15 protein-coding genes are annotated in these 18,749 nt (G+C 70.0%); 10 read left to right on the plus strand and 5 right to left on the minus strand.

Annotated features, from left to right (window positions below; genetic code table 11):
• Positions 1–147: 147 nt before the first annotated feature.
• Positions 148–1,884, plus strand: a complete 1,737-nt coding sequence (locus BM355_RS00115; protein WP_091692638.1) for an HNH endonuclease signature motif containing protein — start codon at positions 148–150, stop codon at positions 1,882–1,884.
• Positions 1,885–2,033: 149 nt separating this feature from the next.
• A complete protein-coding gene (locus tag BM355_RS00120; protein ID WP_091692640.1) occupies positions 2,034–2,750 on the plus strand; it encodes a tyrosine-protein phosphatase in 717 nt (238 codons plus the stop codon).
• A 35-nt stretch (positions 2,751–2,785) separates the two neighbouring features.
• On the opposite strand, the gene BM355_RS00125 is transcribed toward BM355_RS00120, so the two are convergent.
• On the minus strand, positions 2,786–3,670 hold the full coding sequence (locus BM355_RS00125) for a LysR family transcriptional regulator ArgP (protein WP_091692642.1): 885 nt from the start codon (positions 3,668–3,670) through the stop codon (positions 2,786–2,788).
• Positions 3,671–3,741: 71 nt separating this feature from the next.
• Here BM355_RS00125 and BM355_RS00130 point away from each other — a divergent pair, with 71 nt between their 5' ends.
• Both BM355_RS00130 and BM355_RS00135 read left to right on the plus strand, forming a co-directional pair.
• Positions 3,742–4,338 carry a LysE/ArgO family amino acid transporter gene (locus BM355_RS00130; protein ID WP_091692644.1) on the plus strand — a complete coding sequence of 199 codons (597 nt, stop codon included), beginning with the start codon at positions 3,742–3,744 and terminating at the stop codon, positions 4,336–4,338.
• Positions 4,339–4,461: 123 nt separating this feature from the next.
• Positions 4,462–5,613, plus strand: coding sequence for a calcium:cation antiporter (locus BM355_RS00135; RefSeq protein ID WP_091692646.1), 1,152 nt, complete (start codon positions 4,462–4,464; stop codon positions 5,611–5,613).
• A 107-nt stretch (positions 5,614–5,720) separates the two neighbouring features.
• Here the strand turns inward: BM355_RS00135 and BM355_RS00140 are convergent, their stop codons facing one another.
• Positions 5,721–6,470, minus strand: coding sequence for an SDR family NAD(P)-dependent oxidoreductase (locus BM355_RS00140; RefSeq protein ID WP_091692649.1), 750 nt, complete (start codon positions 6,468–6,470; stop codon positions 5,721–5,723).
• A 173-nt stretch (positions 6,471–6,643) separates the two neighbouring features.
• Here BM355_RS00140 and BM355_RS00145 point away from each other — a divergent pair, with 173 nt between their 5' ends.
• From BM355_RS00145 to BM355_RS00165, 5 genes are all read left to right on the plus strand, one after another.
• Positions 6,644–7,258 carry a GNAT family N-acetyltransferase gene (locus BM355_RS00145; RefSeq protein WP_245760490.1) on the plus strand — a complete coding sequence of 205 codons (615 nt, stop codon included), beginning with the start codon at positions 6,644–6,646 and terminating at the stop codon, positions 7,256–7,258.
• A 67-nt stretch (positions 7,259–7,325) separates the two neighbouring features.
• Positions 7,326–8,855 carry a M16 family metallopeptidase gene (locus BM355_RS00150; protein WP_091692651.1) on the plus strand — a complete coding sequence of 510 codons (1,530 nt, stop codon included), beginning with the start codon at positions 7,326–7,328 and terminating at the stop codon, positions 8,853–8,855.
• Between the two features lie 132 nt (positions 8,856–8,987).
• The gene (locus tag BM355_RS00155) at positions 8,988–9,614 is read left to right on the plus strand and encodes a PadR family transcriptional regulator (RefSeq protein ID WP_091692654.1); all 627 of its coding nucleotides are present in this window, start codon (positions 8,988–8,990) and stop codon (positions 9,612–9,614) included.
• Positions 9,615–9,712: 98 nt separating this feature from the next.
• On the plus strand, positions 9,713–10,441 hold the full coding sequence (locus BM355_RS00160; RefSeq protein WP_091693733.1) for an ABC transporter ATP-binding protein: 729 nt from the start codon (positions 9,713–9,715) through the stop codon (positions 10,439–10,441).
• Entirely contained in the window at positions 10,438–13,695 is a 3,258-nt protein-coding gene (locus tag BM355_RS00165; RefSeq protein WP_143109359.1) for an FtsX-like permease family protein, read from the plus strand. The genes BM355_RS00160 and BM355_RS00165 overlap by 4 nt, the downstream gene beginning before the upstream one ends.
• A gap of 68 nt (positions 13,696–13,763) precedes the next feature.
• Here the strand turns inward: BM355_RS00165 and BM355_RS00170 are convergent, their stop codons facing one another.
• Positions 13,764–16,091, minus strand: coding sequence for a S9 family peptidase (locus BM355_RS00170; RefSeq protein WP_091692659.1), 2,328 nt, complete (start codon positions 16,089–16,091; stop codon positions 13,764–13,766).
• A 23-nt stretch (positions 16,092–16,114) separates the two neighbouring features.
• Entirely contained in the window at positions 16,115–16,639 is a 525-nt protein-coding gene (locus BM355_RS00175) for a MarR family winged helix-turn-helix transcriptional regulator (RefSeq protein ID WP_091692661.1), read from the minus strand.
• A gap of 125 nt (positions 16,640–16,764) precedes the next feature.
• Between BM355_RS00175 and BM355_RS00180 the strand changes: the two genes are divergently transcribed.
• Positions 16,765–17,082, plus strand: coding sequence for a hypothetical protein (locus BM355_RS00180; protein WP_091692663.1), 318 nt, complete (start codon positions 16,765–16,767; stop codon positions 17,080–17,082).
• A 14-nt stretch (positions 17,083–17,096) separates the two neighbouring features.
• Here the strand turns inward: BM355_RS00180 and BM355_RS00185 are convergent, their stop codons facing one another.
• The gene (locus tag BM355_RS00185) at positions 17,097–18,719 is read right to left on the minus strand and encodes an NCS2 family permease (RefSeq protein ID WP_245760491.1); all 1,623 of its coding nucleotides are present in this window, start codon (positions 18,717–18,719) and stop codon (positions 17,097–17,099) included.
• Positions 18,720–18,749 lie beyond the last annotated feature (30 nt).

Consider the following 18,749-nt stretch of genomic DNA (forward strand, 5'->3'; position numbering starts at 1 on the left):
GCCGGGTCATCCCGTCCTGCACAGAAGACCGATGTGCTGACGCTGTCCCCAGTCGGCCCGGCGGCCCTTAACGTGTCTGCGGGCTGTGGTCGGATATATGTACGAAGGAAGTGGCGGTTTGCAAGAGCGGCAGAGGAGGTGGCAGGCATGGCGCTGGCAGTGGATGACGTCCACGACGAGGGGCTGAAAGCCCGTCTGCTCACCATGGTTGCGGGAGCTGGCCGGGAGGACCTGTGTGCTCTGCCGCTGGAGAGCCTGTTAACGTTGGCACAGCAGGTGATGGGCGAGCTGAAGGACCGGGTGGTGAGTCCAGGCTTCGTGGAGACGCTGGCAGCGGTGAACCTGGAGTCGCCCTCGGGGGCTGACGAGTCCGGGATGACCCTGCCGAAGGTGCAGTCGGAGATCAGGCAGCTGAGCCGTGTGGTGGAGGGCGTCCAGACGGCCGTGGTGGGGCACACCGACCGGGCGTTCAACGACCCGCGGGACCGGCATCGACTGCTCGGATTGCCAGTGGGGAAGAGCGGCTTCCGATCCACGGCTGACTTCCTGGAGCAGACGCAGCAGACCCCTCAACGGGACACCCGTGATCGGGTGAGCCGGGCGGCCCAGCACCTGGCGCCACCGCCGTCGGCAGACGGAGGGGTGCAGGTGGGCAGTGCGCTGCCAGAGGTCTCGAACGCGTTGTGGGACGGGTCTGTGGATCCGTCCGTGGTGGACATGATCACCCGTGCCCTCAACGAGGCCCGGCGTGATGCCGCGAGGGCCGGTGCTCGGCGGGACCTGGTCGAAGAGCTGATCGCCGCCGGTCAGACCCGCCTGATGGTCACAGCCCGTCACGTCTCACCCTCCGCGGTGAAGATCGCGTGCCGGAAGTGGCGCCTGGAGTTCGACCGGGCCATGGAGCGTTCTGGGGCAGAGCAGACCGCCTCGCAGGCCCATCTGGGGCGGAACGCGAAGTTCATCGGTGAGGAGAACGGCCTCTATCTCTGGCATCTGCGTCTGACCCAGGGGCAGCACGAGGTGATGAAGACCGTCACCTCTGCCGGCTCCAACCCCCGTGCGCGCAAGAACCGCGTGGAGACATCCGAGGGGAATGCCTCTGGTGGTCCGGCAGACCAGGGGCTGTTCGACCTGGTCGGCGCAGAGGCACTGGACGCAGACTGTGACGGTGAGCGGTTCTTCACCGCCGCGCCGCCCGAACGGTGGGAGGACCGTCAGCGCCGTGAAGTGGATGCCCTCATCGCGGCCCTGCAGGCGGCACTGACGTTGAAAGACCGCGGTGTTCTTCCCGACGCCGGTGGCGCCAGGCCCCAGGTTCTGGTCACCATCGACTTCGAGACCTTGGCTGGTCGCCTGGCAGCCCATCCGGATCTGCCGCCCCCGCCGGACATCCCGGACAGGCTGGCGGATCAGCATCCGCCAGGGGAGACGAGGGGGCCGGTCATCTCCCACGGAGCGTTCAGCGGGCCGATCGACCCCAGGATCCTCAGGATGTGGGCCTGCGACGCCGACCTGATCCCCGTGGTGCTCGGGGGCGAAGGGGAGGTGCTGGATATCGGCCGGGCACAGAGACCCTTTCCGCCAGCCATCCGCAAGGCGATCATCGCCCGGGACCGAGGATGCGCTGCCCCGGGCTGTGACTTCCCACCCTCCTGGTGCGAAGTGCACCACATCCGGTTCTGGAAGGAGCACTCCGGTCCGACGAGCGTGGACAACGGTGTGCTGCTCTGCTCCCATCACCATCACGCCCTGCACTTTGACCAGCTCGCGATCCACCTGAAGAATGGCGTGCCCTGGTTCGAGGACATCAGCCCCACGGGGCGCATGCAGAACCGAGATGGTGCCGAGCCGGTGCTGCAGAGGAATCCGCTGTGGCACGACTGAAGGGGCCAGGGGAGGGCTCTGCCCGCCGCGACCCGGTGAGCGGTGGGGCCGAGGGCGGTGGGGCTGAGAGCGGTCAGCTGCGTCTGGGGGCAGGCAGGAAGGGGCCGGCAGGAAGGGGCGGCCCGGACGATCGCACTAGGGTCGGGAGCATGAGCGATGCATACGAACCGCTGCCGGTGGACTGGGATGGGGCCGTCAATGCCTGGAGGGTCCGGCACGGACTGTGGCGGATGGGCCGGGCCGAATGGCTGACTGAGGCCGGCTGGGATGCGCTGGCGCAGGACGGAGTGCGGTCCGTGGTGGACGTGCGCCTGCCCCAGGAGGTCACCCGGCGCGAGACCGATCCGCCGGTGAACGTGATCCCCGATGCCGTGGAACGAGTGCACCTGCCCATCGAGGACCACGAGAACCAGGAATTCCGAGAGCTCTGCTTCCTCTACCTGGACCACCCTCGGTACTACAACGACGCCGTGCGGATCTTCCCGGACAAGGTCGCCGATGCCCTGACGGCGCTGCGTGAACGGTGGGACGCAGGGGGAGTGGTGGTGCACTGCTCTGCCGGGCGAGACCGCACCGGGATGCTCACTGCCCTGCTGCTGCAGCTGCCCGACATCCCGGGTGGGCCCGCCAGCTGGGAGGAACAGGCTGCGGTGTACTCAGCCGCCGTCCGGGGGATCAACGAGCACCACCGGACCTCCGGGATCAAGCACCCCTACGAGTCCTACCAGGCACCGGACGTCCTGGAACCGGCCCTGCAGGACCGGCTGGCCTCACTGAAGTCGTTCCTCGAGGAATGGCCCGGCGAGCGGGTAGCCGAGCTGATGGCCTCCCGGGTGTGGCCAGGCGCGGGAGCTCGAACGCACTGACCGGGTGCCGAGGGGGCGTCGGTGCAGCCCGGCAGTCAGGCCGACGGATGGAGTCCAGCGCTGGCGGCTGAGCGAACCGCGCTGCGGAGACGGTCCAGGCGGTCTGAACGCAGTGTCCAGGACTGCCAGTAGAGGGCGACGTCTGCATCGGGGAGATCGGGCAGACGGACGAGGGGGTCGTCCTCGGGAAGCTGCTGCCACTGGTGCTCGGTGACCATGCCCCAGCCCAGGCCAGCGTGGATGGCCGAGAAGAAGCCGTCGAAGGACGGCACGGTGTGTGACGGCGGCTCCGTGTGAATGCCCAGAGAGCGCAGGGCCTGGCGCTGCAGATCGTCCTTGGCGTTGTACTGGACCATCGGCAGGGCGGCGTAGTCCAGGGTCTGCCGTTCGTCCATGCGGTGCCGCTCCAGGAGGGTGGCGCTGGCCACCGGCAGGTAGCGCATCCGGCCCAGCGGCTCGATGCTGCAGCCGTGCACCGGGGAGGGGTCAGCAGTGATGGCGCCCAGCACCTCCCCGCGTCGCAGCAGCGTGGCGCTGTGGTCCTGGTCCTCCACGTGCAGATCCAGCAGCACGTCCGCCCAGTCCGCTGCCTCCCGCAGGACCGGCACGAACCAGGTGGCCAGGGAATCGGCGTTGACCGCCACCGGCAGGCGAGTGCGGCTGTCCGCATCCGCGCCGAGCCGATGCAGGGTGTCGGCCTGCAGGAGCTGGATCTGACGCGCCATCTGCACCAGGGCGACCCCGGCCTCCGTGGGAACGCACGGCACCGAGCGCTGCACCACCACCTGGCCCACCGAGGCCTCCAATGCCTTGATCCGCTGGCTCACCGCAGACGGGGTGACCCGCAGCAGGTCGGCGGCGGCCTCGAAGGTCCCCTCATCCACGATCGCCGTCAGGGCCCGCAGCTGCTCGAAGGTCATGAAGCAACGCTAATGCACCTGCAGAATCATTCGTTTGTCTCAGGTGCGGCACCGGCATAGATTTCAGCACCATGTGGACCACCTGGACTGCCGGACTGCTCACCGGCCTCGCACTGATCGTGGCGATCGGAGCGCAGAACGCCTTCGTGCTCCGGCAGGGCATCCGCCGCGAGCACGTGGGCGTGGTGGTGCTGGTGTGCCTGCTCAGCGACGCCCTGCTGATCCTGGCCGGAACGGCGGGGATCGGGGTGATCGTGGAGAAGTTGCCCGTGGTGCTGGAGATCCTGCGCTGGGGCGGCGCGGCCTACCTGATCTGGTTCGCCGTGCAGTCCGTCCGTTCAGCGTTCAGCCCCACGTCGCTCACGCCGGAGAAGCCGCGGTCCCAGGGCTCCGTGCTGACCACCACGCTGGCCCTGACCTATCTGAACCCCCACGTCTACCTGGACACCGTGGTGCTGCTGGGCAGTCTGGCCAACCAGCAGGGGCCGGACCTGCGCTGGGTGTTCGCCGGCGGCGCCGTGGTGGGCAGCATCGTCTGGTTCAGCGCCCTGGGCTACGGTGCCCGCGCGCTGGCCCCGGTGCTGGACCGGCCCCGTGCCTGGCAGATCGTGGACCTGGTGATCGCCGCGGTGATGCTCGCGCTCGCCGTCAGCCTCATCCTGCGCTGAGGACCATCCAGGCCCGGTCAGCGGTATCCTGGATCCGGCGCCGCATCTGAGCGCGCCCCGCACGGGACGGCCCGCCGCGGACACCTGTGGACGGGGACGACCCCGTGGAACAGGTGCCTGCCGATGTCACAGACCCACACCAACTCCCGCATCCTCACCCCCATCGCCCTGGTGCGTCTCGCGCTCGGGTGGGGTGCCGTCGTCGTGCTGGCCCTGTCCGGACCGCTGCTGGAGCCGCCGGTGGCCACGCCCCTGCTGGTGAGTGCGCTCGCGGTGATCATCGGCGTGATCGTGCTGTGCTCCTTCGGCGTGGTGAAGGAGGCCGAGCAGCTGGCGCACCGGCTCGGCGACCCGTACGGGACCCTGGTGCTGACGCTGTCGATCGTGCTGATCGAGGTGGTCCTGATCTCCGCCGTGTTGCTCGGCCCGGGGGAGCACACCACCATCGCCCGCGACTCGGTGATGGCGGTCTCGATGATCATCCTCAACGCGGTGGTCGGCACCTCGCTGCTGGTCGGCGGACTGCGCCACGGGGACCTGCGGATCAACAGGACCGGCACCTCGTCCTACCTCGCGCTGCTGGTGCCGCTGCTGGCCGTGGTCCTGGTGCTGCCGGTGATGATCGGCCAGGGCGGTGCCTACACGGGCGGTCAGGCCATCACGGTCATCGTCCTCACGCTGGCGCTGTACGCGTTCTTCCTGGTGCGGCAGATGGGCGTGCAGGCGGGGGACTTCCGCGAGGTGACGGTGGTGCCGCCCAGCGGTGCCGTGGGGGTCACGGCCACCTCGCGGCCAGCCATCCGCACCGTCATCGCCGAGCACCGCAGCGAGATCCTTGCCCGCGTGGGTCTGCTGGTGGCCACGGTGCTGCCGATCGTGCTGCTCTCGCACGACATGTCCGCCCTGCTGGACGACGGCCTGGGGCGCACGGGCGCACCGGTGGCGCTGACCGGACTGCTGATCGCCGTGATCGTCTTCCTGCCGGAGTCGATCACCTCGGTGCGGGCGGCGCTGGCTGGAGAGGCCCAGCGCGTGGTCAACCTCTGCCACGGCGCACTCGTCTCCACCGTGGGTCTGACCATCCCCGCGGTCCTGGTGATCGGCATGCTCACCGGCCAGCAGGTGGTGCTGGCCGAGTCTGCCGCGAACCTGGTCATGCTCGGTGTGACCCTGCTGCTGTCCGTCACCACCCTGGCTGCCCGGCAGGTGACCGCGCTGCACGGCGCCGCGCACCTGGTGGTCTTCGCCGTCTACGTGCTCGTCCTGTTCTCCTGACGGGGCAGAGAAGGCGAAGGCCCGACGACGGCCGCACGGGGCGTCGTCGGGTCTTGGCTTCTGCTGGTGGCCGGGTGAGGCGAGGCGGGAGGTCTCGCGCGCTCAGGTCACTGGGCCAGGAATCCGCCGTCCACCACGAACTCGGCACCGGTGATGAAGGAGGCATCGTCCGAGGCCAGGAACAGCAGGGCTGCGGCGACCTCCTCCGGCTGGCCCACGCGCTTCAACGGGGCGGCGTCGGCGAGCATCTGGCGGTCGGTCTCACCCAGGATGGGGGTGTCGATGAAGCCCGGGTGGATGGAGTTCACGCGCACGCCGGCCGGAGCGAAGCCCAGGGCGTTGTTCTTGGAGAAGGTGCGCACGGCGCCCTTGGCGAAGGCGTAGGCGGGGGAGGTGCCGAAGCCGCCGGCGATGCAGAAGATCGAGGAGGTGTTGACCACGGAGCCCTGGGACTTCTTCAGCTCGGCCTCGGCGGCCTTGGTGCCCAGGAACACGGAGGTCTGGGTGATGGCGATGACGCGGTCGTAGGTCTCCTTGGAGGTCACGTCCAGCGGCTCGTTGTCCCCGATGCCGGCGTTGTTGGCCAGGAAGTCGATGCCGCCCATGACCTCCACGGCCTTCGCGACGGCGTCAGTCCAGGCCTGCTCGTCAGAGACGTCCAGGTGGTGGTAGAAGGCCTGGCCGCCGGCCTCGGTGATCTCTCGGACCACGGCCTCGCCCAGCTCATCCTGCACGTCGGCGACCATCACGTGGCCACCCTCAGCGGCGTAGCGGACGGCCGCTGCCTTGCCGATGCCGGATGCGGCGCCGGTGATGATGGCGCGCTTGCCCTCGAAACGTCCTGCGAACTCGGTTATGGTGACTGCGCCTTGATAGTGGGTATCTCGGGAGGCCTGTCTGGTCTCTCACTGGTTCACACTTGAAATAGCTCTGGAGTATTCCGACAGGCTCTCGGTCCATTCTTGCCGGGATGCGGCCGCCGTGGGTGGCGGAAGGGTGAACAGTGCGCCGGGTTCGTAGGATCAGGGGTGTGAACGCCGCCGACGCTGCCGAGATCACCTCCGTCCCCCTGGCCGGGCGCCTGGTGGCGCTCGAACCGCTGAGTCCGGAGCACTGTGACGGGCTGCAGGAGGCGGTCCGGGACGGGCGTCAGTGGGAGCTCTGGTACACCTCGGTGCCGGAACCGGAGGACATGGCGGCTGAGATCGAGCGGAGGCTGGGTCTGCAGGAGGCCGGCACCATGATCCCGTACGCCACGCGCCGCCTGGCCGACGGAGCCCTGATCGGGATGACCACCTTCATGAACATCGACCGCGCCATCCCACGGCTGGAGATCGGATCCACCTGGAATGCGGCCTCCGCCTCTGGCAGCGGCACCAACGCCGAGTCCAAGCTGCTCATGATGACCCGAGCGTTCGAGGCCTGGGGTGTGGTCGCCGTGGAGTTCCGCACCGACTGGATGAACCTGCAGTCCCGGACCGCCATCGAGCGGCTGGGTGCCAAGCGCGACGGGGTGCTGCGCCAGCAGGCCCAGCGCGACGGCTACGTGCGGGACACCGTGGTCTACTCCGTGGTCGCCGCCGAGTGGCCCGCAGTGAAGAAAGGGCTGGAGTTCCGTGTGGAGCGCGCCGCGCGGCGCGACTGACGGACTCGCGCTCCCCGTTACGATCATCGAGTCCCGACGAGGGGACCGGACGCGGCAGGAGGCCGAGATGATCGAGACCACCACGGTGGATGGAGTCCCTGTCTTCTGGACGACGACGCCGGGCCGGCTCAGTGCCAACCTGTACTTTCGCGTGGGAGCAGCGGATGAGACCTATGGGGCTCTGGGCATCTCACACCTGATCGAGCACCTCGCCTTCCACTGGGAGGAGGATTTGGATCCGGACTCGAACGGCAGCACGAACCCCCAGACGACCGAGTTCTGGGTCGAGGGTTCGCCGGAGAAGGTCGTTCGCCAACTTGATCTGATCTGCGCCAGCCTGACCGCCCTGGCGGATGGGACATTGCCGGCCGAGGTGATCGAGCGAGAGAAGAAGGTGCTGATCGCCGAGGGCGGCACATCGCTGGGTGAGCCCTCAGTGGGCGAGGCGCTCACCGCGCGGTTCGGGCTCGAGCGCCACGGACTGGCCGGGATCCCTGCCGCACTGCTGGCCAGCATCACCGTGGACGAGGTCCGCAGCTGGACGCGCACCTACTTCACCCGTGGCAACGCCGTCCTGACGCTCACCGGTCCGCCGCCCGAGGGGCTGGGTCTGCGCCTGCCGCCAGGGGTGAGGCATCCCGTCCCGGACACTGTCGATCCGGTGCCGGCCCTGCCCGGCGAGTACATCTCCGGCGGGGACGAACTCGTCCTCTCCTTCGCCGTCCCCGGCGCGAGCACTGCCGACGACGCCCTGGCGGGGCTGGTGGTCGCGGTGCTGGAACGGCGTTCCTTCCGTACCCTGCGGCGAGAGTCGGGGCTGATCTACGGCATCGACTCCGGCGTGTTCCTGGCACAGCGAGACGGCGTGTTCATCTGCACCGTCCGCGTCAAGCCGGAGCACGCGGGGGAGGCCGCACGGGCAGTGGTGCAGATCCTGCGTGACCTGCGTGATCAGGGCTTGGATGAAGCCGAACGAGTGGCCGCGGTCCAACGGACCCTCGATGCGCTCGACCGGCCTCAGCAAGCCGAAGCGGAGCTCTATGACCAGGCCGTCAGTCACCTGACGGGACAGCCGAGTCAGACGGTCGAGCAGATCGCTGAGCAGATGCGGGTGGTCACCCGGCCGGATTTGGCACGCTATCTCGCACTGTTGGACGAGACCCTCCTGGTCGGCGCGCCCACGGAGGCCTACCCGGAGGATGCTGAGCCTGGTCGCCCCGGGCTGATCGCTCCCTTGCTGGGCCCGGTGCCGGGTCCGGAGATCCAGGGGAAGGATTTCCCGGTGAAGCTGATGGCACGCCTGGCGGGAGCCCCCAAGCGCCTGCGACTGACCGTGGGGGAGGTCGGCGTCTGCTTGGATGACGGCAACGTCCGGCAGGTCCAGGTCTGGGAGGATGTCGTGGCCCTGGAATGGGGGGAGAGCGATCCTGAGTTCCCGCTGCTGCAGGTGGTGGGGCGCAACGGGCAGGTGGTGGAGATCCCGGTCGCCGCTCTGAAGGGCGGGGATGCGGCCGTCCAGCTGATCCAGGAGCATGTGCCCAGCCGTCTTCAGGTCGTTCGCAGTGCCTCGGGGGAGGGCTCGAAGACCGAGGCTTGAGCGCCGCCGTCTCGACCTGGAGAACCGAAGCCGAACCGTGACCTGATCCCTCTAGGCAGATGGCCTACTGAGTATGCATACTCGGAATACATCCTCGGTATGCAATCGAGGAGGCATTCGTCAGGAGGCATCATGTCGGTCAAGCACAGCCTGCTCGCCCTGCTCACCCAGGGCCCGCGCTACGGCTATCAGCTGCGCTCCGAGTTCGAGGAGCGCACCGGCGCCACCTGGCCGCTGAACATCGGGCAGGTCTACACCACTCTTGACCGGCTGGAACGGGACGGTCTGGTGGAGGACACCGGCGACGACGGCGAGGGCCACCGTGTCTACGCCATCACCGATGCGGGGCGGACGGAGGTGGCCGACTGGTTCACCCAGCCCGCCACCCCGTCCACCCCACCGCGCAACGAGCTGGCCATCAAGCTGGCCATCGCCGTGACCACCCCGGGGGTGGACGTCGAACGGGTCATCCAGGCCCAGCGGAGCTCCACCCTGCGCCAGCTGCAGGACGTCACTCGAGCCAAGCGGTCCGTGTCTGAGGATGTCAGCGGGACGGAGCTGGCAGGACTGCTGGTGCTGGAGTCGCTGATCTTCACCGCAGAGTCCGAGATCCGCTGGCTGGACCACTGCGAGGCGGCGGTGCTGCGCGCTGCCCGGCACCGGCAGGACACCACGAAAGACTCTCCCTCCGGCGCGTCACCGGGACAGGACTCCAGTCCGCGCCCTGTCCCCACACACTCCACCCCGAAGGGTCGTTGACCGCCATGAGCCACTCCACTCCCATTGACCATCACGGGGAGGACCACGATCGCCTGCCCGAGCATGACCGACCCGGCACCCACCACGACTCACCGGGCATGCCGCGCCGGCAGATCCTCGAGCTGCGCGGGGTCTCCAAGACCTACGGATCCGGGGCCACCACCGTGGCTGCCCTGCGCGAGGTGGACCTGACCGTCCACGCCGGCGAGTTCGTGGCCGTCATGGGCCCCTCCGGATCCGGCAAGTCCTCCCTGCTCGCGCTGGCCGGCGGGCTCGACGAGGCCACCGAGGGGGAGGTCTACGTCCGCGGGACGCCGCTGGGACGGATCGGCCTGGCAGAGAAGGCGAGGCTGCGTCGTCGGGCCGTGGGGTACGTGTTCCAGGACTACAACCTCATCCCCACGCTCACGGCCGTGGAGAACGTGGCCCTGCCGTTGGAGCTGGACGGGGTCACACCGGGCAAGGCCCAGCGCCGGGGCAAGGACGCGCTGCGGCAGGTGGGGATCGAGGACCTGGCCGGCCGGTTCCTGGACGAACTCTCCGGAGGACAGCAGCAGCGCGTGGCGATCGCCCGCGCGATCGTGGGGGAGAAGTCCCTGATCCTGGCCGATGAGCCCACCGGCGCGCTGGACTCCGTCACCGGTGAGGAGATCATGGGCGTGCTGCGCCGCCGGGCCGACTCCGGTGCCGGCGTGGTCCTGGTGACCCACGAGGCCCGCCACGCCGGCTGGGCCGACCGCGTGGTGTTCCTGCGGGACGGCCGCGTGGTGGACGAGACCCAGGCGGACCGGGACCCGCACGCCCTGCTGACCGGGAGCCGGCCATGAGCACCGGCGTCCAGGACCGCGCGTCCACGCCCGGCGGGGGACCGGAGGCGGGAGTCCCGACGGCGGGAGGAGACGGAGTGGACCTGGCCCCGCGCGCTGGGGGCAGGGCGGGGTCTCGGCGTGCCGCCGCACGGATGGCGGCCCGGGACCTGCGCCGGCACCCGTGGCGGACGCTGCTGGTGCTGCTGCTGATCGGCCTGCCGGTGTTCGGGGTGGCGTTCGGGTCCACCCTGGTGGCCTCCACGTCCCTGCCCACCGACGAGGAGCGGCTGCACCGCCAGCTCTGGGGGTTCGACGGCGTCATCCAGGCCTCGGGGGACCAGGCCCACTATCAGGCGCCGGATGAGATGTACACGGTGGACGCCGAGACGCTCACCCGGCGGGGGCTGGACCTGAAGCCGATCGACGCCGCCGCCGAGCGTCATCCCGTGTGCCCGGACGGCCAGGAGCTGGAGCGTCAGGACCCTGGGTTCCCCGGGTGGGCAGAGCCGGCCTGTTCCGTGGAGGAGGCCGCCGGCCACGTGCTGGGCGGCGGCGGAGAGCAGATCCCGGTCCGCTCGGTCCAGGTGGAGGCGGAGACCTCAGGTGCGTCCATCCCGGTCTGGGTGCACATTGCCGACTTCACGGACAGCCGTCTGGTGGGAGAGGGGAAGCGGTTCGACCTGGTGGACGGGGAGGTCCCGGCCCCGGGTGCGGCGCTGGCCAACCCCGCCCTGCGTGAGGCGTTGGCGGAGGCCGCCCAACGTGCCGAGACTCGCGGCGCCGAGCCGGTGGCCACTGACCGGGTGGACCTGGCCGCAGACGGCTCCACCACGGAGCTGCGCCTGGCCGGGACCATGTCCGACCGGATGGACGACTGGTCCACGATCACGGATCTGCTGTTCCGGCAGGACCACACCGAGCCGGGGATCTTCGTCCAGGCCGGAACGCCCGCCGCGGAGGTCTTCGAGACCCAGGCGGACACCACCGTGTACCTCTCCGGACAGGTGCCCCAGGACTACAGCGCGGTCCGGGCCCTCAACCGGGGCGGATTCGTGGGGATCTACCACCCCGTGGCCACCGCGGACACACAGATCCACGAGGTCTTCGCCGGGGCATGGGGCTCCGAGGTGGGCTGGATGACCGTCCTGCCGCCCCTGCTGCTCGGTGTCCTGGCCCTGGCGGAGACCGGGCTGCTGGCCGGAGCGGCGTTCGCCGTGGGCGCCCGGCAGCAGCGGCGGGCCACCGCACTGCTCTCCGTGACCGGCGCGGAGCCGGCCACGCTGCGTCAGACCATGGTGTTCAGCGGCCTGTGGTGCGGGCTGATCGCCGTGGTGGCGGGCGCGGCCACGGGCGTGCTGGCCGGCTGCGCGGTGGTGTGGGCGGCGCGGGGACCGGGCGTGCTGGTCTACGGGCCCCATGTCCCCTGGTGGGTGGTCCTGGGCGCGATGGTGCTGGGAGTGGCCTGCGCCGTCGTCGCGGCCTGGATCCCTGCCCGCGCCGTGGCCGGGCAGGACGCCTGGGCGGCCATCAAGGGTGCCAGTGGGGAGAGGACACCGGTGCGCCGCGGGATCCTGGTGGCCGGTGCCGTGCTGGCCGGCCTGGGTCTGGCCACGGTGCTGGGGGCCACCCTGTACGGGATGTCCATCCCCACCATGGGGGAGCTGATGTCGGCGGTGCCGGACCTGGTGCTGCTGCTGATCGGCGGGACGTTCGTCCTGCTGATCGGCGTGCTCCTGGTGGTCCCGGGGATCGTGGCCCTGGCCGCCCGGGCGGCCGGCCGGCTCCCGGTGGCGCTGAGGATCGCCGCTCGGGACGCCCACCGGAACCGCAGCCGCACGGTGCCCATCACCGCCGCCGTGGTGGCCGCCACCGCCGTGGGGACCGTGGTCATGACCAGCATGGCCCTGACCATGGGGGACCGGGAGCAGTATTCGCGCGGCGCCCCGGACGAGCGGACCGCCGGCGTCTACGTCTCTGACCCGGAGGAGATCCAGCGTCAGCTGGAGTACGAACGGCAGCACTACAACCCGGACATGACCGCCGAGATGATGGGCCTGTACACGGGCGGACCGGAGGGGATCCTGGCGCAGGTGCAGGCCGCCCGCGCCCTGCCCGGGGCGCCCCGGCTGACCCAGAGCTGGACCCTGCACCGCCCCGCCCAGGACTGCCCACGGTCCTACTCCTCGGACTGCTTCGAGTTCGTCCCGCTGTATCCGGAGGGCTCCCAGTGCCACCTGCCGATCCCGGACACGGACGAGGAGCTGGCGCGCCGGGAACAGATGCAGGAGCGGCTGTACCAACGCTCCCGCCAGGTCAGCCGGGCCTGCGGAGGGCGAGGCGGATCCGATGACAGCGGGTACTTCAGCACCACTCCCCTGGACGGGATCCTGGTGGTGGACACCGACCGCCCGGAGACCGTGCCGCTGCCCGTGCTCCACCACGACCCCGGCCTGGTCCGCGCGCTGGAGCAGGGGCAGGCCGTGGTGTTCGACCAGGAGTTCATGGAGGTGGACGGCACTGTCACACTCGGTGACTTCACCATGGACCCCAGCAGCGTGCCGGGGATGACGCCGATCGAGTACGACGAAGAGCTGATGGGCCCCCTGGCGCCGGGAGAGGAAGGGCTCTCCGGCAGCGCCCTCGAGGGTCGGAACCCGATCTGGGCACCGGAGCGGACCGTCACCCTGGACGCCGTGCGGGCCGACCCGCTGCCCGGAGACACCCCGCTGCTGGTCATCCCCGTCAGCGCTCTGGACGGGCTCGAACAGCGGATGGAACTGCAGACCCTGCTGATGGAGTTCAGCGAGCCCATCACGGAGGCCCAGGCGAACCTGCTGAATGACGAGCTCGCGCAGGACCACCTGGTCGTCAGCACGCTCTCCACCGGCCAGTCCCAGGTCCTGGTGCTCTGGGGTCTGACCGGGCTGATGGGGCTGATCGTCATCACGGTGGCCGGCATCACCACCGGTCTGGCGCTGGCGGACGCCCGCCGGGACCACACTGTCCTGTCCTCGATCGGAGCCAACCCGGGGACCCGGAAGTCCATGGCGGCGGCCCAGACGTTCACGGCCTCCCTGCTGGGCACCGTGCTGGGCGTGCCGGTGGGCGCGCTGGCCGTGATCGGGATCGGGCTGGTGCAGGACGGGGAGGCCGCATGGGTCCCCTGGCCGCAGCTGGCACTGCTGGTGGTGGGCGTCCCGCTGCTGGCCGCGGCGATCACCTGGCTGGTGGTGCCGGGACGGCTGCCCGTCCGTCAGGCCGACCGGGACTGACACTCGGTGCGCCACGGCCCCGGTGAGCCTCCCTCAGGAGGCCGCCGGGGCCGTCGTCGGGACCTGTGTCAGACCTGCTGCGCCGAGCCTGCGGCGCTCGCCGCGCCCGCCGTCAGCTCCGTGGCACCCAGCGCGGTCAGGATGAACGCGTAGTCCCACGCCCGGTCCTCCCACGCCCGGTACCGCCCGGAGGCGCCGCCGTGGCCGCCGTCCATCTCGGTCTTGAGCAGCACCGGCGCCCCGCCCTGGGCCAGCGGCGTGGACTGGTCCGAGGTGACGGTGCGGCGCAGCTGCTGGACCCACTTGGCCGGCTCCACGTAGAGCACGCGGGTGTCGTTGAGCGAGGTGACCGCGGCGATGGCGGGGTAGTCCACCGCGCGCACGTTCTCGTACGGCGTGTAGGCCTGCATGTACCGGTAGACCTCAGGGTCTTCGATCGGGTTGCCCCACTCCTCCCACTCCAGGGCGGACAGCGGCAGATCCGGATCCAGGATGGAGGTCAGGGCGTCCACGAACGGCACCTGGGCCACGCAGGCGCGGTAGAGCTCCGGGGCCAGATTGACTACGGCGCCCATCAACAGTCCGCCGGCCGAACCGCCCATGCACGCGATCCGGTCCGGGTCCACCCAGCCGGACTGCGCCACGAACCGGGTGGCGTCCACGAAGTCGGTGAAGGAGTGGTTCTTGGTCAGCTTCTTGCCGTCCTCGTACCAGCCCCGGCCCAGCTCGCCGCCGCCGCGCACATGGGCCACCACGTACACCACGCCGCGGTCCAGCAGCGAGAGCCGGGTGGCCGCGAAGCCGGGGTCCATGGAGATCTCATAGCTGCCGTACCCGTAGACCAGGCAGGGGTTGGAGCCGTCCCATTCCACATCGCGCCGCCGGATCACGGTCAGCGGGATGCGCACGCCCCCGGCCGAGGGGTCCGTGGCGGTGTGCTGGCTCTGCGCCGGAGCCCACCACCGCTCCACGAGGTACTGCTCCGGGTCGTACTGCGGCACCTCGACCTGACGGCGCAGGTGCACGGTGCCGTCCTCGACCGCATAGTCCAGGATCTGGGTAGGCGTGACCCAGGAGGAGTAGCCCAGCCGCAGGAACGGCGACTCGAACGGGGCCTGGCCCAGCTCGCAGGAGTACAGCTCCTCGTCGAAGTCCGGCTCCACCGGCGCGGCCTGGTCTGCAGTGCCCAGCCCGGCCAGCGGCATCACCAGCACCTTGGGCGTGGTGTCCCGCCGCGCTGAGATCACCAGGTGGGTGGCCGTGACCTCCGCGCCGTCCACCTTGGTGGTGGAATCATGCCCGACGACGCCCCGCCAGGTCCGCGGGTCGGTCACCGTCTCGCGGTGGGCCAGGGAGACGAGGTTGTTGGGCGCGTGCGCGGGCGTGGGGGAGGGGGTGGCGAAGTCCTTGTTGTGCACGATCACGTAGTGCCGTCCGGGGCCGGAGCCGGTGTCCAGGGTGACCGGCTCGACGCCGTGCAGCATCCCGTGGGAGCGGTCCACCAGCAGGCGCACCGGGCCCAGGGGCTGCTCCGGCGACTCGGGCAGGTCCACGGCGTGGGTCTCGGCGATCTCGGAGTTGCCGATCGAGATGACCAGTTCGGTCCGGTCCGCAGCGAGGCCGAAGCCGGACCACATGCCCGGATCACTCTCCTCGAGCAGCAGCTGGTCCTGGGCGGGGTCGGTGCCCAGGGTGTGCGCCAGGATCCGGTACGGACGCCAGGACTCATCCGGGACGGCGTAGAACACGCGCGTGCCGGAGCGGTCGAAGGTCAGGCCGGCGGCGATCCCGGGGATGGTGTCCGGCAGGTCCTGACCGGTGCTGAGATCGCGGATGCGCAGGGTGTAGCGCTCGTCGCCCGTGTTGTCCGTGGCATAGGCCATGCGGGTGCCGTCCGGGGAGACGGCCAGGCCGCCCAGGGAGAAGAAGGGCTGGCCTGCGGCCTCCGCATTGCCGTCCAGGATGACCTCTTCGCCGGGCACCGGCACGCCACGCTCGATCACCGGCGGCGTCCAGTCGGCGGTGAGGTCCCCGGTGTCCTGTGCGGCCACGCGGCAATGCACGGCGTACTGCTCACCCTCCACGGTCCGCACGAAGTACCACCAGCCGTCCTTGCGGGAGGGCACGGACAGATCGGTCTCCACGGTGTGGGACTTGATCTCCTGGAAGATCGCGGTGCGCAGCTCCTGCTGGTCGGCGGTGAGGGCGTCCGTGTAGGCGTTCTCCGCGTTCAGGTGGGCGATGACCTCGTCGGACTCCTTGGCGCGCAGCCAGTCGAAGTCGTCGGTGAAGGTGTGGCCGTGGTGGGTGCGGTCCACGGGGCGGGGCTCGGCGACCGGGGGAGCGGGGGCGGTGTTCGGGGTGGCCGGGGTCTGAGCGTCAGGAACAGAGGTCATGCGTTCCATTCAAACGCATTCGGTCAAACGTGGGGCTCGGTCGGCTCCTCCACGCTCTCTGTCAGCGCAGAGAGGAACTTGGCGACGGCGGCCAGCTCGTCCTGGGTCAGTGCCTCGGTGGCGGCCAGCATGCGCTCGTGCATGGCGCCCAGGGTCTCGCGCACCTCGTGGTCGCTCTGGGTGGTGGGCTCGATCGCCACGGACCGCCGGTCATCCGGATGGGGGACGCGGCGAACGTGACCGCTCTTGACCAGGCGGTCCACCAGGGCGCTGGCGGAGGCTGCGGTGATCTCCAGCGCTGCGGCCAGGTCGCGCTGGCGCATCAGCTGACCGGACTGATGGGTGCGCAGCAGCAGACGGATGGCGATCAGGTCGGTCTCGCCCATGCCCATGGACCCGCGGGTGCGCACGCGCATCCGGCGTTCGGCCTCGCGGTAGCGGCGCAGCAGGTTGAGCACGTCCACCGGCTCGGGAGTACTACCGGGGTACCAGTATCCGGAGGGCGGCTTGGCGGCTGGGGACTCACCCGTGTCGGCTCGGTCACTCATGGCGACACCTCCCGCCAGTTCTGTGTAGTCTGTCTAACAGATAGATTATCAAACGGATGTTTGAGGGCCATCTGCCCCGGACCGCAGTCCCACACCCCGTGCGATCTGCCTGAGTAGAACTGAGCATGACCGTGACTGTGGACACCCCGCCACTGACATCGGTGGACATCTCCTCGGCCTGGACCACGCGGATGGGCCGTCTGGCCCGCAGCGCCTCGCGCGCCGCGCTGGTCCTGCCCGGAGTGGATGCCGCCGAGGTGCAGATCACGGGCTCCCCGTCTGCTCCAGTGCTGCACGTGGACTGCGCCGTCCGGGGCGCCGACGCTCTGGACAGGGTGACGGAACGGGTCACCCTGTCCATCGTCCACAGTCTCGAGGAGCTGATCGGCGTCGGATTTGCCGAACGCCACATCACCGTTCGCCACGTCCAGCTCGCCTGCTGAGGCCACGGGCCGGATCACTCCAGACCGAAGATCCCGCGGAACACGCCCATGCCGAAGAACACCACGAAGGCGGCCGCCACCACCCACAGCAGTGGGTGCACCTCTCGCGCCCGTCCCTGAGCCGTGCGGATGACCGCGTAGGCGATCATGCCGGCGCCGATCCCGTTGGCGATCGAGTAGGTGAACGGCATCAGGATGAAGGTCAGGAACGCCGGGAACGCCGCACCCCAGTCGGTCCAGTCGATCTGCACCACCTGGGTGGCCATCATGAATCCGACCACCACGAGCGCCGGGGCCACTGCCTCGAAGGGGACCAGGTGGATCAGCGGGGTGAGGAACATGGCGATCAGGAACAGCACGCCGGTGACCACGGAGGCGAAGCCGGTCCGAGCGCCCTCGCCGATCCCGGTGCCGGACTCCACGAAGATCTGGTTCGCCGAGCCGGAGGCACCACCGCCGCCGGCCACGGCCAGGGCGTCCACCATCAGCACCCGGTTCAGGTCGGGGATCTCGCCCTTCTCATCCACGTTCCCGGCCTCGCGGGCCAGTCCCACGGAGGTGCCCATGGCATCGAAGAACACCGAGAGGAGAATGGCGAACACCAGCAGTGCGGCCATGATCGGGCCCACCTGGCTGAACGCGGCGAACAGGTCGGCCTGACCGATCAGGGACAGGTCCGGCGCGGTCCACTCCGGGAAGGACGGGGCCACCAGGGACCAGCCCAGCGGGTTGACGTTGCCCTCGGCGTCCACGGACGGGCCGATCCGGAACACCGCCTCCAGGATGTTGGCCAGCACGGTGGCGACCACGATCCCGATCAGAATGGCCCCGCGCACCTTGCGGATCACCAGCACTGAGGTCACCAGCAGGCCGACCACGAACACCACCACGGGCCAGCCCTCGAGCTCGCCGCCGGTGCCCAGGCCCACGGGGACGGTGGTCCCGGCGGCATCCGGCAGGCGGCGCACGAACCCGGCGTTGACCAGGCCGATCAGCGCGATGAACAAGCCGATGCCCACCACGATCCCGGTCTTGAGCGCATCCGGCACCGCGTTGAACACGGCCCGCCGGAACCCGGTGGCCACCAGCAGCACCATGACCAGTCCGGTCAGCACCACCAGGCCCATCACGGCGGGCCAGGTCAGGTTCTCGGTGGTGGCGATGGAGATGGCCACCAGCGCGTTCACGCCCAGCCCGGCCGCCAGCGCGAAGGGGTGCCGGGCCCACACGCCCATGGCGATCGTGGCCACGCCGGCCACCAGGGCGGTGACGGCGGCGACCTGGGGGATGCCCAGGGTCGCCCCGGTGGAGTCCGGGCCGGAGAGCACCAGCGGGTTGAGCACGATGATGTAGCTCATCGCCAGGAAGGTGGCCAGCCCGCCGCGGATCTCCTGGGCCACGGAGGATCCGCGGTGGGAGATCAGGAAGTAGCGGTCCAGCCCGTTGCGCGGCTGGGCCGGCACGGCATTGACGGTGTCGGTGGTGGCCGGGCCACCACCGCGGCCGGATCCGTCCCGACGACGGCCAGCCGGGTCGGCCTCGGCGGTCACCGCAGGATGCGGGGCCGGGTGAGGGGAGTCGCCGGGGCGCTGAGGATCAGGGACGGAAGGGTGCGAGGAGTTCTCGTCGATCGGCATGGGCTCATGGTACCGAGGGGTGGCACCGGA

Source organism: Micrococcus terreus, from assembly GCF_900116905.1.
GTDB classification, from domain to species: Bacteria; Actinomycetota; Actinomycetes; order Actinomycetales; family Micrococcaceae; genus Citricoccus; species Citricoccus terreus.